Source organism: uncultured Microscilla sp. (assembly GCF_947493425.1).
In the GTDB taxonomy this organism is placed as follows: domain Bacteria; phylum Bacteroidota; class Bacteroidia; order Cytophagales; family Microscillaceae; genus Microscilla.
Genome location: NZ_CANLRP010000021.1, coordinates 22,726 through 39,211, shown reverse-complemented (window position 1 = coordinate 39,211; position 16,486 = coordinate 22,726). Strand labels below are relative to the sequence as shown.

Genomic DNA, 16,486 nt, shown 5'->3' with positions numbered 1-16,486 from the left:
AATTGTGGTTTATCGAAATCGTGATATTACGCGAGTAAAAAACTGTTTAGAGTCGTTGGCTTGGCAAACTAACCAAAACTTTGAGTTAATTTTTTTAGATTATGGTAGTAGTGACAAGTATAGCACACAAGTACAGCATTTGGTAAATTCACTCTCTTTTGCGCAGTATTTTTATACAGATACAAGAGGTATGTTTTGGAATCGATCGCGGGCACTTAATACAGGTATGAAGTATACAAAGGGTGCTTATATTGTCACTATAGATATCGACCTTATTTTTTCACCTGACTTTATTGAGGTTACTTATTCTGCCCTTTCAGCTACTCACTATATAAGATACAGCTATTATTACTTACCAAAAAATTTTAAACAACACCATTTACTGTTTGATGATTCCGTTTGCCTGTGGAAAACCCTCAAAAAAACCTCTGATGTAACCAACTATGGAGTGTTGGGATTTCAAAAAGAAGCTTTTGAAAAAATAGGAGGGTACGACGATTTTTACAAGCTGTGGGGGCTCGAAGACATAGATTTTGCTCGCCGACTAGAACAAGCAGGCATACCCTCAAAAGGCAGTATTCAAAACCTGCTTATTTACCATCAATGGCACCCGAAGTCTAAGCAAGCATTGCCCAATGGTTGGTATGATCAAATGTATAAGTACTATAAAGCAAAAAAGCATACTGAGTCAGGTACGTATGCAATGACAAGCTTGTACTATACTAAAAATCGTGTGGCGCTGCATTTAGCGAAAAAAGTAGGTTTTACCGATCAACTTACTTTTGAGTTTATGTACCCTAAAGAGCAGGTTTTTGTGAGCTTTTGTTGCCAGTTTAATAAATTGGCAGCAGGAGAGGCTTTAGTTGTGAGCCAAACTTTTAATCTAATTAAAAATAATAAGACAACCTGGACGAGTAAATTTTTGCATCGTTCTAATCAAATGCTTTCTAAAATAGGGATATCATATAGGTGGGTCGATATGGCAACATACAATTTAGAAGTTGTAACCAAGCAGGAGGTGAGAGATTTTTTATTTTATTTCTTGATCAACTATCAACCTCAAATTTTAGATTATTACTTTAACCACGAGGCTGCCAATGATCACTTATATTTGGTAGTGGTTAAGAAGTAACTCAATAGACTGACTAATGAGGGGTACCTAAGTTTATTTCAGCGTTATCACCAATGTTTAGGCTTTGGTTTAAACCTGTAAGTGATGTATCATTGCCAATGATAGAGCTTTCTAAAATTACATCTTTCAACTGGCTAAATGAGCCAATAATAGTGTTTTTTACTATAGTATGCTCCATAATGGTATTGTCACCAATGGCCACGTTAGGGCCTATAATAGAGTGATGTATCTGGCAGTTTTCGCCTATGCTTACTGGAGGGATAATAATAGTCTTGGGGTATTCTGGATATTTTTTATTTCTATACTCACTTAAGTTCAGCAATATAGCATTTGCCTCAAGCAGCGTTTCTTTTTTACCACAGTCAAACCAATTGTCTACCTGAATAGTATCTATACGTTCATCTTGATTAATCATTTGCATTAGAGCATCTGTCAGGTGAATCTCATTGTTAGTGCGGATGTCATTTTCTATCAAATGCTGTATAGCATTTAATAAAGTCATGGTATTGGTAATCTTGTAAATACCCACTAGTGCAAGGTTTGATTTAGGAATGCGTGGCTTTTCAACCAGTCGTTTAATTCTTCCTTCTTTGTTGGTTTCTACAATACCAAAATTTAGTGGATTACTGACTTTTTTTACTCCAACAATAGAGTGGGGGGACTTGAAAATCGCTTCCAGGTTTACATTGGCTATAGTATCACCCAATACAATCAACACTTCTTTTTCATCTTTGATATGTTCACGGCTAATCCATATCGCATGGGCAGAGCCTTCTCTGGGTTCCTGTACCACAAAGTCCATAGTAATACGATCACCATATTCGTGCAATAAAAAAGACTCGATTTTGTCGCCTAAATATCCTAAAACAAAAATAAACTCCTTTATACCACCTTCTATAAGTTGATCAACTATGTGTGCAAGCATGGGCTTGCCTGCAATAGGTACCAGTGTTTTAGGTTGTGTGTGTGTATGTGGGCGAAGTTTAGCTCCTATGCCAGCAACAGGTATAACCACCTTCATAGATAAGAGTAATTTATAAAGTTTAAAATATTATTATGTTTTCTCCAAAAAATCAACTATTATGCATTAATGAATAAGGAAAGGCGAGAAAAACTTAACAAACGTATTTTCAACTAATTATTAGTTTAAAACAAGCACAAAGTTAAACATTTAATTGATTCATGGTAGTAACCATAAATAAAATACTAACTAACAAAAAATGAACTTGTCTGTTTTGTTATACTAATCAAACTTTTACATAGAAAATACCAAATGTTTTTTCTTTATTACATACTTTTGACAATCAACACTCACTTATACAATGTATCAGGGGTGACTCAATTTATAACATCAATTATTTGTTTTAGAAATTATATAAGTGTAGAGTAATTGTGAAATTTTAACTTCAAGCTTCTTTCTTTAAGATCACAAAACATATAACATCAGATTAAAAATAATTTCAAATTATTTCTTAATATTACAAAAAGTTTGTACCTGTATTGTCTTGTGAATAGCAAACAAAGTGAGTTACAAAACTCTGTTTTTGGCTACTAAATTATACTACCATATTTAGCATGAAGTTTGTTTCTTGAGGTAAAGTCAAAAAGCAAAAATCACCGAAATACCAGGTCAGGGATTTAGTGTGCTAGTTAAGTCACTTACATACTCAAATCATACAAGCAAGAAGAGTTTCATCAATAAAAAAATCATAAATGTTCACTACTTACACTTGTGTAACAATATGCGCGAATTATTATGCAAGAGATTGAAATAACACAGTTACGCACATTGGTCGACATAGTAAAAAAGAACTATGACTACGACTTTTCTAATTATGCAATGTCTTCTTTCCGAAGGCGCATTCAGCGGATCATAGAACTGTACAAGTTTTCGTCAATAGAGGCGCTCTGTGAAAGACTATCAACGGGCGATGAGAAATTCTTTCATGATTTTTTATCTGAAATCACTGTCAATGTTACAGAAATGTTTCGTGACCCTTCGTTTTGGAGAGAACTACGCGACAATGTGATTCCTAACATTTTGTTGAACAACAAAAACATTAGCATTTGGCATGCGGGTTGTTCTTCAGGAGAAGAGGTCTTTTCGATGGCTATTTTGCTTAAGGAAATGGATTTGTTAGACCGTGCCCGGATTGTCGCTACTGACATAGACACTGCTATCTTAGAGAAAGCCGGCCAGGGAGCCTACTCCTTGAAAAACATGGAGCTTAATCAAAAAAACTACATTCGCTTTCAAGGCAATTTTAGTTTAGACAAGTACTACAAAGAAGAGAATAATAAAGCTGTAATGGACAAATCCTTGGTTGAGGGGGTGCAGTTTAAGGCTCATAATCTTGTTGAGGGTGCCTCATTTTCTAAATTTGACCTCATTCTGTGCCGTAATGTGATGATTTATTTCAATCAGACATTGCAAAATCAGGTACTGAAAATGTTTCACGAAAGCTTATACAAGTACAGTTACTTAGTAGTTGGTTCAAAAGAATCCTTGATTTGGTGTGAAATAGCCAACAAATTTATAGTAGTAAGTAACGAGGAAAAAATTTATAAAAAAGTAAAAGATTAAATTGCTTTTAACAGAAGACTACACTTTACGTATCTTATGACTCATTTCAATATAACAAAAACATATAAGGCAATTGTCATAGGTGGGTCGGCTGGAAGCTTTCAGGTAATAAGTAAAATCTTGAGTAGTTTGCCTAAAGATTTTGATATTCCTATCATGATGTGTTTACACCGATTGCGTCATGTGCGCAATGGGTTTGTAGAAGCACTGAATATTAAAAGTAATATCAAAATAGAAGAACCTTATGACAAGGAAACTATTAAAAGAGGGAAAATTTATCTGGCACCAGCAAATTATCATCTTTGTGTAGAATTAGGCAACACTTTTGCTTTATCAACCGAAGAACTCATCAATAATTCGCGACCTTCAATTGATATGATGCTGCAGACAGCTGCTTATGCTTACCGTGATAAACTGGTTGGTATATTGTTGTCTGGTGCAAATAAAGATGGCGCACTTGGCATGAAAAAAATTCACGATAGGGGAGGGTTAACTTTGGTACAAGACCCCAAAGAATGTTTGATTGACACAATGCCAAGCTCTGCTATAAAAATTACAGAAATAGATCATGTGTTGAGTGTGAATCGGATTATTGACTTTTTACTTGAGTTACACAAAACTTGTAAAATTGCTTAATTACTAATGATTGCATGAAATCGGTTTTCAGAATAATAGGTGGGGTTATGGTTGTCTCCTTTATCGTAGGGATAATTCTTTTAGTGAATTATTACTTCAGTTGGATGAGCGACCTGAAAAGCGACTTACAACTTGTTGACGACGAACAAAAGAAGACGCTTGGTAAAGCCATGGGGAAACTCATGATTATGATATGCGTAGAAATTACACTAGGCTTTCTGGCATTTCTCTTCTTTTTGTTAGGAGGAAGAGATTCTACACAAATTGTAAGCTTTTCCAATAATCAAGGAAACCAATACTCATCCGATCAGGGTGGTGTGGACAACATCACCAAAAGCCATACATCTGTAAAAAGTATTCAAGAGGTAGGGGCTATTCTGGAACAACACTTTGATTTACAACATAAAAAAATGGAAAAAGTTCTTTGGACAGTTGCTAACGACTTGGAAGCTGTTCAGGGAGCTATATTTTTGACCAAGCAAAAAGAGAGTGACTTAAAAATAATAGAGCTTTTTGCGGGTTATGCTTACTATTTGCCCGAAAGTAAAGTCCTTACTTATGAATTTGGTGAAGGACTTGCTGGTCAAGTAGCTAAAGATGGTAGACTGGTGAATATTTCTTCTATTCCAGAAGGGTATATATCAGTAATTTCGGGGTTAGGAAAATCATCTCCTACCAACCTGATTTTAGTGCCTATCAAAAACGAACAAGAAAAAGTACTTGGGGTAATTGAAATTGCTTCTTTCCAAAGTTTTAATCAAAAAGATGAACTCTTTTTAAAAGAAGTGGCACTACTTTTGGCAAACGAAATAGAAACGAATAAAATAACTGCTTAATCAATATAAACAAGCCTAAAGACTAACATTGAGTTTTAAGTTATGTTTAAAAAACTAAAAATAGGTACTAAAATTACTGCGTTGGTTATTGGAGTGGTACTTGCCTCTGTGATTGTGGTGAGTATTATTGCTTATAACCTGAGTAAGGGCTCCATCAACAGTCGTTATGCTGAGGCAATCAATGTAGTAGCCAACCTTAAAGCTCAAAAGATCGAGACCTTTTTCGATAATATCAAAAACGAAATACAGTTTGGAAAAGAACTTCAGGTTGTACAACAAAAAATACTTGCCGAAGCCAACCTTTCTCAAAAAGACTCCTCCATTACTACCGAGAAAAAAGAAGCACTCAATACTCAACTCAACATCATTGTAAACAATATCATCGGTTATAAAGATGTAAAAAACGTTTATCTGACAGATAACACAGGGAGCTTGTTGTATCAAGCCGAAGACAGAGGGCAAAACATTGACTCCATACTACGTGGTTTTGGTACCGACGTAATGCGGGGCACCAGTCAAGGTGGCGTTTTGTTTAGTGGAGTAAGTCAAAAAAATAGAACGCTATATGCGCTTGCCCAAGTAGATGGAGCAGATGCTCGCAATGCCAATATAGGCAAGATTATTTATGAAATTAATCTGAACTATATCTACAATCTTGTAAAAGACTCGACAGGGTTGGGTTCAACAGGGGAGACTATGTTGGTGCAAAAAGACAGAAACTATGCAACCTTCCTGAGCCCTTCACGTCATAAATCTGGTTTAGAAAAAATTAGGATAGGAAGCCGTACTGGTATTCCTGCTCAGCGCTCAATCCGTGATAAAAATACAAAAAAATCAGAAGTCACATTAGACTATAGTGGAGAAGAGGTGTTAGCCACCTGGCGTAATATTAAATCCATTGATTGGGGGGTTACTGTAAAAGTTGACCAAAAGGAGGTAAATGAACCTACTGACAAGTTGTTTGAGACTTTCTTGATTGTGGGAGCAGTTATTACACTACTGTCAATTGTGATAGGTTTTGCTTTCTCGCGTTTTCTTATCCGTCCACTATTGGTTTTGAAAGATACAATCAACCTGTTGGCAAAAGGTATTCTTCCTGACAAGTTAAGGCAGTCAACTACTGATGAAATAGGAGAAATGACTGTACAGTTAAATGAGTTGGTTGGTACATTGAAGAAAACAGCTGACTTTGCCAGGCAGATTGGAGAAGGAGATTATCAAGCTAACTTTAAACCCGTAAGCGACAAAGATACTCTAGGTATAGCTTTGCTTACCATGCGTGATAGTATTCAACAGTCGGCACACCGTGACGACGAGCGTAACTGGATTGTAACTGGTCTGGCTGAAATCGGTGATATTCTGGGAGGTGTAAGTGGTATTACAGAACTTGGAGAGCAAGTGATTGCTTATATAGCCAAAAAAATAAGTGCAGTTCAAGGAGCTTTTTATACTGTAAACGATGAAGATCCAGAAGATGTGTTCCTTGAAATGAATGCAAGTTATGCCTATAATAAAAAGAAATATTTAAATGCTAAGTTCAAGTTTGCCGAAGGTCTGGTAGGGCAAGCTGCTATAGAGCAAGCTACTATTTTAAGAACCGAAGTTCCAGACGACTATGTAACGATCACTTCTGGATTGTTAGGCGACCGTAAACCTAAATCTATATTACTTACCCCTTTGATTACTGATGATGGAAATGGAGAGAAAGTATATGGAGTACTCGAGTTTGCGGGCTTTGAAAAATTTAATCAACGTGAAGTTAACTTTGTAAAAGAAGTAAGTGACTTAATTGCACGGGCGGTATTTAATATCAAAGTACGTGAAACAACAGAACGTCACCTGAAAGATGAAATGAAAATGCGTGGGGAGCTGTTGGATAAAACCAAGGCTTTGCAGCAAAGTGCAGAAATAACAGAAGCTACTGCCGAAGCTCTAAGAAAAAGTAAAGCTGAGCTTGAGATAAAAGTAGACGAAGTACAACAAGCCAGTAATAGAACACGTCTGTTACTTGAAAATGCGTCAGAGGTAATTACCATTTACGATGAAGATAAAACTGTAAAGTATATCAGTCCTTCGGTAGAGAAGATCTTGGGCTATTCGCAGAACGAGATGATTGGTGTAAAAGACATTAAATATGTACACCGTAAGGGAGTTCTTGCAGTAGAACAAATGTTTGAAAAACTAATTGCAAATCCTTATGAACAAGAAACCATTCAGTTTAGTTATGCTACCAAGCAGCTGGATGAAAATGGTGATAAAATATGGATTTGGTTGGAAGCAACCGGTACCAACTTACTTTCTGACCCGGCAATTAATGGAATTGTAGTAAATGCACGGGATATTACAGAAAGAAGAAGGGCTGAATCAGAGCAGCGAATGAGGGGACAAATGCAAGCATTATCCGAAAATTCGCCTGACTTAATTACGCGTATTAATAAAGAGGGAAGGGTATTTTATATCAACCCTATCATTGAAACGTATACAGGGAAAAGCAAGGATGAATATTTGCAAAAACACCTCTCTGACATTGATTTGAATGAAGAGATCATTAGTTCTTGGCGTAATATATTAGACGAAGTACGCAACAAAAATAAGAAAATAAATATGGATGTAGAGTTCCCGTCTATTATGGGTAAACGAAACATGCTGATTAATGCCATTCCTGAATACAATGATCAACACAACATCGAGTCTGTACTACTGGTATCGCATGATATTACTGAGCGTAAGATTATCGAGTTAGACATTCAAAACAAAAACAAGAAAATTACAGAAAGTATTAATTATGCCAAGCGTATTCAGGAAGCCATTCTGCCAGATACAAGGTATATACAACAATATTTAGAAGAATCATTTATTATGTATCGCCCACGCGATGTGGTTTCTGGTGATTTCCCTTGGTTTTTAGAGAAAAATGGCGATATTTATTTAGCCGCAGTAGATTGTACAGGGCACGGAGTTCCAGGAGCATTGATCTCTTTGATTGGTTATTTCTTGCTCAACAATATAGTAAAAGAAGAAGGTGGAGGAAGTCCAGCCGAAATTCTTGACCTATTAGACGAAGGAGTAACTAGAACGCTTAAACAAAACGAGAGTAACAATTCTACACAAGATGGAATGGATATAGCCCTTTGTAAAATTAATAAGGAGAAAAATCAACTTGAATACGCAGGAGCTCATCGACCATTGTACTTTACATCTAAAAATGAATTGTACGAAATAAAAGGTAATAAATTCCCTATTGGAGGTGCCCAGTACAAGAATAGAGTTAGGTTTACAAATACAACCATAAACTATGAAGAAGGCGACTATTTCTTTTTGTTTTCAGACGGTTTCCCTGATCAGTTTGGCGGGCCCAAAAATAAAAAATTCTCTCCTAGAAGAATTAGGGAAATTATAAAAAATAATGCTAATTTGGGATTAAGTCAAGTGGAAAGAGTGATGGATGAAGAATTTGACAAATGGAAAGCAAATAATAAACAAACAGATGATGTGTTGATGATAGGCATCAAATTCTAGGCGTGATTTTTAGAAGATTTCGAGAAGAATTGTTACATTTAAAAGTATATTATCAACCTCACATACTGCAAAGTTGAAGGGTGGGTTTCAAACTAACTTGATATTATAAGATAGTCTTAAAAAAAATTATTAACATAAAGACTTATGAAGTATATCTATGAGTTACATAAGACGATGGTGGAGCGGAGCCTAATATTGGTTTATGAAGGGGAATTTACTCAAGAAATTACCAAATCTGTGCTGGCTATGGCCGAAAGAAATATGGATGCCATCGGTGAAACTTCTAATATCAAAAGAAAAGTCTTCAACGTAATGGTAGAGTGTCTTCAGAATATTGTAAAACACGCAGAAGATTCAGAGGAGGAAGAAGAGATAGAATCACCAAACGGTAGTGCAGTCTTTATGATTGGTCAAGAAGAAGATAAGTACATCGTTACGTCTGGAAATCCAGTGGTAAATGCCAAAGTAGAAATACTGCAAACCAAACTGGAACACATTAATAGCTTAGACAAAGATGGGCTAAAGACTTTATATAAGGAGATTATCAAAAAAGGACGAGAACAAGGCGAAGGAGGAAAAGGGCTTACCCAAAAAGGTGGCGCTGGCTTGGGTTTTGTAGACATGGCCAGAAAGTCTGGGCAAAAATTACACTTCGATTTTGAACCCATTGACGACCACTTTTCATTCTTCTCACTGAAGACAATCATTAGCAGAAATAAAGAAGAAAAAAAGTAGATTAGCTACTGATTTTCATTATTATTGCCAATAATTTACAGTGCTTTGAATAGTACCCTCATTTTCTCTTTATGAGTATAAAAGCACTTAGTTTATAGATAAAAATTAATCAAAATAATAGTAATTCATACGAATATGGAAGTTATAAACCAAGATGGTACTGAGGATACTCCAAAAATAATCTTAGATAAGAACAATGGCATTTTTGAGATCTCTGGACGATCTTTACCAGAAGACTCAGCCGAATTCTATCAACCGATATTAGATTGGCTTGATCAATATGGAGCAGACCCTAACCCAGAAACGGTTTTTATTTTCAAGCTAGAATACTTCAATACTGCTTCATCAAAGTTGATCTTGGATATTTTATCTAAACTGGAAACAATTGAAAGTACCACTATTAACTGGTATTTTCATGAAGATGACGAAGATATGGAAGAAGCTGGAACAGAGTTTTCTGAGTTGGTAGAAGTGCCTTTTGATTTTAAAACTTATTAATTGAAATATCACTTAGGGAAAATAACCTTATTTTCCCTAACCTTTCTATGGGCACTCTGTGCCCGTATGTGTTAGTAGCAGAAACATCTGTAACCTAACAAAGAATAATTTTCACCGGACTAATTCTAAAAATCATCCATACTGGGTAGTAATTTGATATGAGTGAAAAAATATTAGAAGCCCTTACACGCCTTTTTGGTATCATCACAAAACAAGATGGTGGAGCTAGAAAAGGAGAGCGCGATTTTGTTGTTAGCTATTTTAGACAAGAACTAGATCAAGACTCTGTTGAGGCATACACTAAATTGTATGATGACGTTTCTAATTATCCAAACCCTGGTTTTGATAAAATCAAAATGAGGGAAATGGTAAGAATATTAAAATATTGCCGGGATATTAATAAAGAATTAGCTCAACCTCAAAAAATAATTATTCTTGTAAAGTTACTCGAGTTGGTTGCTTCTGATGGTAACTTTACAGACCAACGAAAAGAGATTATTAGTACTGTATCAGATGCTTTTAATCTAAAAAGTGATTACAAACTCATCGAAAGTTTTGTAATCAAAGCCACCGCGTCCATTCCAGAGCTTAACTCCCCGAATATTCTTGTAGTAAGCAGTAGCGATAAACTGACCAACCCTGAGGCAAAACACATCTTGTCAGAAAAACTGCAGGGAGAAATTATGATTTTGAGAATTTCCCTGGAAGAAGGAGATGCGACTTACTTTGTGAAATATACTGGTGCAGAGGATGTAAAACTCAACGGTTTTACAATGAAAACCAATCAAGTATATTTATACTCTACCGGTAGTAATATCAAAACCCCCTTTGGCACTACGCTTTATTATAGCGATGTACAAGGCAAGTTTCTGCAAACACTTCAGGATACTAAACTTTCTTTTACAGCAAAAAATCTTGAGTTTCGTTTTCCCAACGGTACCATAGGTGTACAAGACATTACTATATCAGAGCCGCAAGGAAAGCTCATGGGAATTATGGGAGGTAGTGGAGCAGGTAAAACCACCCTCTTAAATGTACTGTCTGGTATTGAAAAACCCTCCAAAGGCCATTTATACATCAATGGCATTGACTTACATGAGAACAAAAGTGAAATAGAAGGAGTCATTGGTTATATAGCACAAGATGACCTTTTGATTGAAGAGCTTACTGTATATCAAAACTTATATTTTAACGGAAAGCTTTGCTTTAAAGACTTAAACAAAGAGGAACTTCATAAAAGGGTAATGGATACCCTGAAAAGTCTGGGTTTAGATCATATTGCCTCGTTGAAAGTAGGAAGCGTTTTGAATAAAAAAATTAGTGGTGGACAGCGTAAAAGGCTGAACATAGCACTTGAACTTATTCGTGAACCTTCAGTGTTGTTTGTTGATGAACCCACCTCTGGCCTGTCATCTAAAGACTCTGAAAACGTAATAGATTTATTAAAAGAACTTACTCTTAAGGGCAAGCTCATTTTTGTGATCATTCACCAACCATCTTTAGACATCTACAAAATGTTTGATAAGATGATTATCATGGATAAAGGGGGCTATCCTATTTATTATGGTAACCCGATTGAAGCTGTATCTTATTTCCGAAGAGCAACCAATCAGGTAGACAATGAAACAGCCAATATTAACCCTGAGGAAGTCTTTAATATTATAGAAGATGAAGTAGTTGATGAATTTGGACGATATACTGGCAAGAGAAAAATTAATTCTAAACAGTGGAGCATAAGGTATAGGGATAAATTTGAACCTGTACCAGAAACGGAGGTTGTACACGAAAAGCCTCCTGCGTCGTTGAATGTGCCTAATATATTCAAGCAGTCGGTCATTTTCACCACCCGTGATTTTCTGGCAAAGATTAGTAATACTCAATACTTATTAATAAACCTGCTTGAAGCACCCGTCTTGGCATTTTTATTAGCTTATGTTATTCGTTTTCAAAACGGACCTGATGGCAGCTATATCTTTCAGCATAACGACAATGTTCCAGGATATGTTCTTATTTGTATTATCATATCACTGTTTATGGGGCTCACTGTGAGTGCCGAAGAAATAATAAAAGATAGGAAAATTCAAAAGAGAGAGGCTTTTCTGAACCTGAGCAGGTTTAGCTATTTGTCTTCAAAAATTATTATTCTATTTTTATTATCAGCCATTCAAAGTTTTTTGTTTGTGTTGATAGGAAACACAATTTTAGAGGTACACGGCGAACTTATCAATTATTGGGTGGTGCTGTTTTCTGCGTCTTGTTTTGCCAATGTATTAGGATTGAATATTTCTTCCACCTTTAATTCAGTCATTACGATTTACATTACTATTCCCATACTTCTCATACCTCAGCTGATATTGAGTGGCCTGATATTTCATTATGATAAGATGAACGCCGACATAGCAGACAAAGGGGTGGTACCTTTGGTGGCAGACATCATGATCTCGCGATGGGCTTATGAAGCCATTGCTGTGAATCAATATAAATCCAATCCTTTTGAGGTTGATTACTATGATTATGAAAAAACAGAAAAAAGATATTCTTACCTAAGTAGCTTGTGGGGGCCCACAATGGAGCAAATTGTCTATAGAATTGCTGATAACACTGAGGTAGAGAAAAAAAATGACTCTATTAATCAGAAGATTCAAGACGATCTAGAGCTGTTAAAGGCAGAAATAGAAGCTGATAAAGAATTTAAAGCCAAATATCTGAAAGGGGTAAACTTAGACAAAGACTTGACTCCTAAAGGGTATAACCGTAAAGTAGCAGATAAGATCAAAGTATATCTTGATTCGTTGATGGATGTATCAAATAGGAAAATGATCAAGGTAAGCCGTGAGAAAGAGGCGAAAGAAATTGAAATGGAAAAAGACTATGAAGATTATAAAATAACTGAGTATAGAAAAAAATACTTCAATGATCAATTGTATAGAGCTGTTACTATACCAGCAAAACCATTGGAGCATATTTTGGAATATAAAGGTAGGTTATTACGACAAAAAAATGCAGTTTACAAAGACCCTACACCTACTGCTTGGTATGATTACAGAGCGCATTTTTATGCTCCTCGTAAACACTTTGCTGGCAAGTATTTTGATACGTACTACTTTAACATTTCTGTAATCTGGCTTTTGACATTTGTGATGTATATTACTCTTTACTTTAATTTCTTTAAGAAATTTTTAGACTCTTTGGGGAAGCTTAGATTGTATTTCGGATTCTTTGGTAGTTTAAAAAGTTTATTTAGAAAAAGTAAAATACAAAAGAAAGATTAGTCCTGTTTGGTGAGATTTTTGTAAAATTGTATCGAACTGAAAATAAAGTATTTAAAATAATTTAACCTGTTGAAAATGAAATCGTTACTGTATCCTCATATGAAAACAAAAGGTATAAGCATAGTTCTGATTTTATTTGTATTTCTTGTGGCTTGTGATGGAGGGAAGAAAAAGAAAAAGAAAGATCCTGAGACTGCAAAAGATACTACTAAAACTGAAGCTGCAACTAAAAAGAATGCGCATCCAAAATTATCGAGGGAAGTATTGAGTGATATTGTAAAGTCTATACCTTCACCTCTTGAAATCTCATTCCTTATCAAGGACTTAGGGATACAGTATGACAAAAAACTGTTGAACTCGGCAGATAACATTTCCAGTTATAACACTAACTATAAGAAGGCGTTGAACTTGGGAATTTATAGTACTGACCTTGGGTATGCCAATATCTATGAGCAAACTCAAGATGCTCTTTATTACTTGAACTCAGTAAAGGAAATGGCTGATGGGTTAAATATTGGTCAGTTCTTTGATTTTAAAACAATCAAAAGGTTAGCTACTAAAAGTAATAACTTAGATTCACTACTTTTGGAGACCAATACCAACCTTGAAAAAATCAATGACCATTTGCAAGATATAGGTCGGGCCGACTTGACAATCCTTATTCTAACTGGAGGTTGGTTAGAGTCGTTGTATATTACGTGCGAAATTGCAAAGAAATCTCCTAACGAGTTATTAAATAACCGTATTGGGGAGCAAAAAATTATCTTAGAGCAGTTACTTCTTTTATTGTCATTCTATGAGGAACTGCCCAACGTAAAGAATTTAATTGTAGACTTAAATAAGCTACAAAAAATATATGAAAACGTGAAAATAGATTTTCAGTACAACGATCCTACAACTACTACCAAAAAAGATGAGGATAACAATGAAATCTTAATTGTAGATGATAATACCTCTACTAAGATCAATTTCACTGCTGATGATCTAAACAAAATATTACAAACATCAAAAGAGATTAGAGGTAAGATTATTAACTAAAATATTTTTTGATACATATAGAAAATACTCAGTCTTGTTTATAAGAGACTGAGTATTTTTTTTGCCCTTATTGTAACTCTTAGGTAATGAATAGGCAGACAATAAATATCAATCGTTGTACTACAAAAACATAAATAAATGGGCGAGCCTGTTATGTGGTGAAAAATTGGTAAATTGATCCAAAAATCCATATAATTACAATAGTTATTATCAAATATCGTTTTTGTAAGAGATTTGATTAGTGCTTTTTGTTACAATAAATAATTAAACTTAAATCATCTTAGTTTTTTTGGCTATATAAAGTATGCTAATTTTGACATATCTTATGGGGATGATTTAAACATAAACTAAAATAATGTCAGTGTTATGAATAAAGTTATTATTTCTCACCTTACAAAAAAGCTTTTTTTGGGAACCTTCTTAATACTTTTGGGAGTGAATGTGCAAGCTCAAAAAAACAATGGCGAAATACTGGGTAATATCATGCCCTCTCCAGTAGAGCTATCTGCGTTGATAAAAGATGTAGGAGCAAGCTATGATAAGTCTATTCTGAATTCTTCGGATAAAGCAGAAGGGTATAGCAGCAAATATGCACGAGCACTTAACCTTGGGGTATATAGTACTGACTTAGGTTATGCTGCCATATACAAAGAAAATACTGATGCATTTATGTACCTGAACAGTGTGAGAAAAATTGCAGAGTCTTTAGGTATAGGCAAGTATATCGATTATGCAAATATCACAAAACTAGCCTTGGAAAATGATTTAAATGCGCTATTGGATGAAACCACTCGTACTTTTGAGGAAATCAATAAGCACTTTCAAAAAAATGGACAAGATGAGTTATCAGTAGCTATGTTAGCTGGTGGCTGGATTGAGTCTTTATATTTAACTTGTGAAATAGCAAAAAAGAAACAAAGTAAAGTATTAGATGTTAGAATAGCAGAGCAACAGCTAGTCTTGAGTCAGTTGTTACCAATTTTGAGAAAATATAAAAGCTCAGATATGAAAGCTTTGACTTATGACTTGACAGGTTTACAGAAGCTTTATAAAAACCTTAAAATAGATTACAAAGAAGGTGAAGTTACAACAAAAGAAGTAAACGGTGAATTGATTGTTCAGGAAAGTACTACTAGCAGCATTAAAATTAACCCAAATGATTTGAAGAAGATTTTGGATATGACTGGTAAAATCCGGGCAAAAATTGTAAAGTAACCTTAAGGCTTGCCAAGCAAACAAAAAATATAACCACTACTAAAGCAAGTAGCCTAAATACTGGGCTAACTGCACTTTTTGAGCTCTCTTATAGAGAATGCATGAAAAACTTATACAGATGAAGAAAATACTTTACATTGTAGTACTTTGTTTATTGACAACACCTTTTGGGTGGTCACAAAAAACAGAGAAGACAGACGTATTGAATAAAATGATACAGTCGTTTCCTTCCCCTGTGGAAGTTTCAAGTATTATAAAAAAAGCAGGGTTAAAATACAATGAAAAATTGTTGAATGCTGCGGCTAATAAAAACAAGTATCAAGGCGATTTTAAAAAAGCACTGAACCTTGGTATATACAGCACCGACTTAGGATACATTAATATTTATCAAAACAACCAGAATGCTTTTAGCTACCTGAGTGCTGTAAAAACAATGGCTGATGGCTTAAAACTAGGCAAACATATTGACCTTGGTGCCATTACTACTTTGGCACTTGAGAACAACCTCAATGCATTGTTGGCTGAAACAAGTGGTACATTTGAAAAAATGAATAATGATTTGTGGGAGCAAAAAAAAGCCAATTTATCAGCTCTGATACTTACAGGAGGGTGGCTAGAAACGTTATACCTGACTTGTGCAGTGGCACGCAAAAAGCCAAATGCAGCTAAAGCTTTTGAAATCAAAGAGTTAAACGAACAAATTGCCCAGCAAAAAATTATTTTAGATCAACTCTTAGAAATACTTAAAAAATATAGTAAAGGGGATGAAACAAAGAAATTGATTGGGGAATTAAAAGATTTACGTAAATTGTTTAATAACTTTAAATTGAAGGGAGGAACTACTGTAAAAACAGTATATAAAGCTGAACGTATGGGTAAACTCAACGTATTGGTGTACTCTTCAAAAAGACAAAAAACAGAGTTTAAAATAGATGCGAAAGATTTAGAAAAGATTTATACTAAATCGAAGGCGATACGCAAAAAAATAGTAAGTTAAATTAATAGCAATCTGAGGCTGAAT

12 protein-coding genes are annotated in these 16,486 nt (G+C 35.0%); 11 read left to right on the top strand and 1 reads right to left on the bottom strand.

The window, feature by feature from the left end; translation table 11 throughout:
* The first annotated feature begins 4 nt into the window (after positions 1-4).
* Positions 5-1,132 (top strand): glycosyltransferase, encoded by a 1,128-nt coding sequence (locus tag Q0954_RS08255; protein WP_299455806.1) that lies wholly within the window; start codon positions 5-7, stop codon positions 1,130-1,132.
* A gap of 13 nt (positions 1,133-1,145) precedes the next feature.
* Here Q0954_RS08255 and Q0954_RS08250 read toward each other — a convergent pair whose 3' ends face one another.
* Positions 1,146-2,153: a sugar phosphate nucleotidyltransferase gene (locus tag Q0954_RS08250; protein ID WP_002695995.1), complete on the bottom strand. Its 1,008-nt coding sequence runs from the start codon at positions 2,151-2,153 to the stop codon at positions 1,146-1,148.
* 735 nt (positions 2,154-2,888) lie between these two features.
* On the opposite strand from Q0954_RS08250, the gene Q0954_RS08245 reads away from it, so the two are divergent.
* The 10 genes from Q0954_RS08245 to Q0954_RS08200 all read left to right on the top strand — a co-directional run bounded on the left by Q0954_RS08245 (position 2,889) and on the right by Q0954_RS08200 (position 16,462).
* A complete protein-coding gene (locus Q0954_RS08245) occupies positions 2,889-3,716 on the top strand; it encodes a protein-glutamate O-methyltransferase CheR (protein ID WP_002695996.1) in 828 nt (275 codons plus the stop codon).
* 36 nt (positions 3,717-3,752) lie between these two features.
* On the top strand, positions 3,753-4,352 hold the full coding sequence (locus Q0954_RS08240; protein ID WP_002695997.1) for a chemotaxis protein CheB: 600 nt from the start codon (positions 3,753-3,755) through the stop codon (positions 4,350-4,352).
* 14 nt (positions 4,353-4,366) lie between these two features.
* Positions 4,367-5,188 (top strand): GAF domain-containing protein, encoded by an 822-nt coding sequence (locus Q0954_RS08235; protein WP_299455757.1) that lies wholly within the window; start codon positions 4,367-4,369, stop codon positions 5,186-5,188.
* 42 nt (positions 5,189-5,230) lie between these two features.
* Complete coding sequence (locus tag Q0954_RS08230) at positions 5,231-8,707, top strand: PAS domain S-box protein (RefSeq protein WP_299455756.1); 3,477 nt, start codon at positions 5,231-5,233, stop codon at positions 8,705-8,707.
* Between the two features lie 144 nt (positions 8,708-8,851).
* On the top strand, positions 8,852-9,442 hold the full coding sequence (locus tag Q0954_RS08225; RefSeq protein WP_299455755.1) for a SiaB family protein kinase: 591 nt from the start codon (positions 8,852-8,854) through the stop codon (positions 9,440-9,442).
* Between the two features lie 135 nt (positions 9,443-9,577).
* On the top strand, positions 9,578-9,940 hold the full coding sequence (locus Q0954_RS08220) for a DUF1987 domain-containing protein (protein WP_045113384.1): 363 nt from the start codon (positions 9,578-9,580) through the stop codon (positions 9,938-9,940).
* 158 nt (positions 9,941-10,098) lie between these two features.
* Complete coding sequence (locus tag Q0954_RS08215; protein ID WP_299455754.1) at positions 10,099-13,212, top strand: ATP-binding cassette domain-containing protein; 3,114 nt, start codon at positions 10,099-10,101, stop codon at positions 13,210-13,212.
* Positions 13,213-13,287: 75 nt separating this feature from the next.
* Positions 13,288-14,250, top strand: a complete 963-nt coding sequence (locus tag Q0954_RS08210) for a hypothetical protein (RefSeq protein WP_299455753.1) — start codon at positions 13,288-13,290, stop codon at positions 14,248-14,250.
* A 366-nt stretch (positions 14,251-14,616) separates the two neighbouring features.
* A complete protein-coding gene (locus Q0954_RS08205; RefSeq protein ID WP_299455752.1) occupies positions 14,617-15,465 on the top strand; it encodes a hypothetical protein in 849 nt (282 codons plus the stop codon).
* A 118-nt stretch (positions 15,466-15,583) separates the two neighbouring features.
* Positions 15,584-16,462 carry a hypothetical protein gene (locus Q0954_RS08200; RefSeq protein WP_299455751.1) on the top strand — a complete coding sequence of 293 codons (879 nt, stop codon included), beginning with the start codon at positions 15,584-15,586 and terminating at the stop codon, positions 16,460-16,462.
* Positions 16,463-16,486 lie beyond the last annotated feature (24 nt).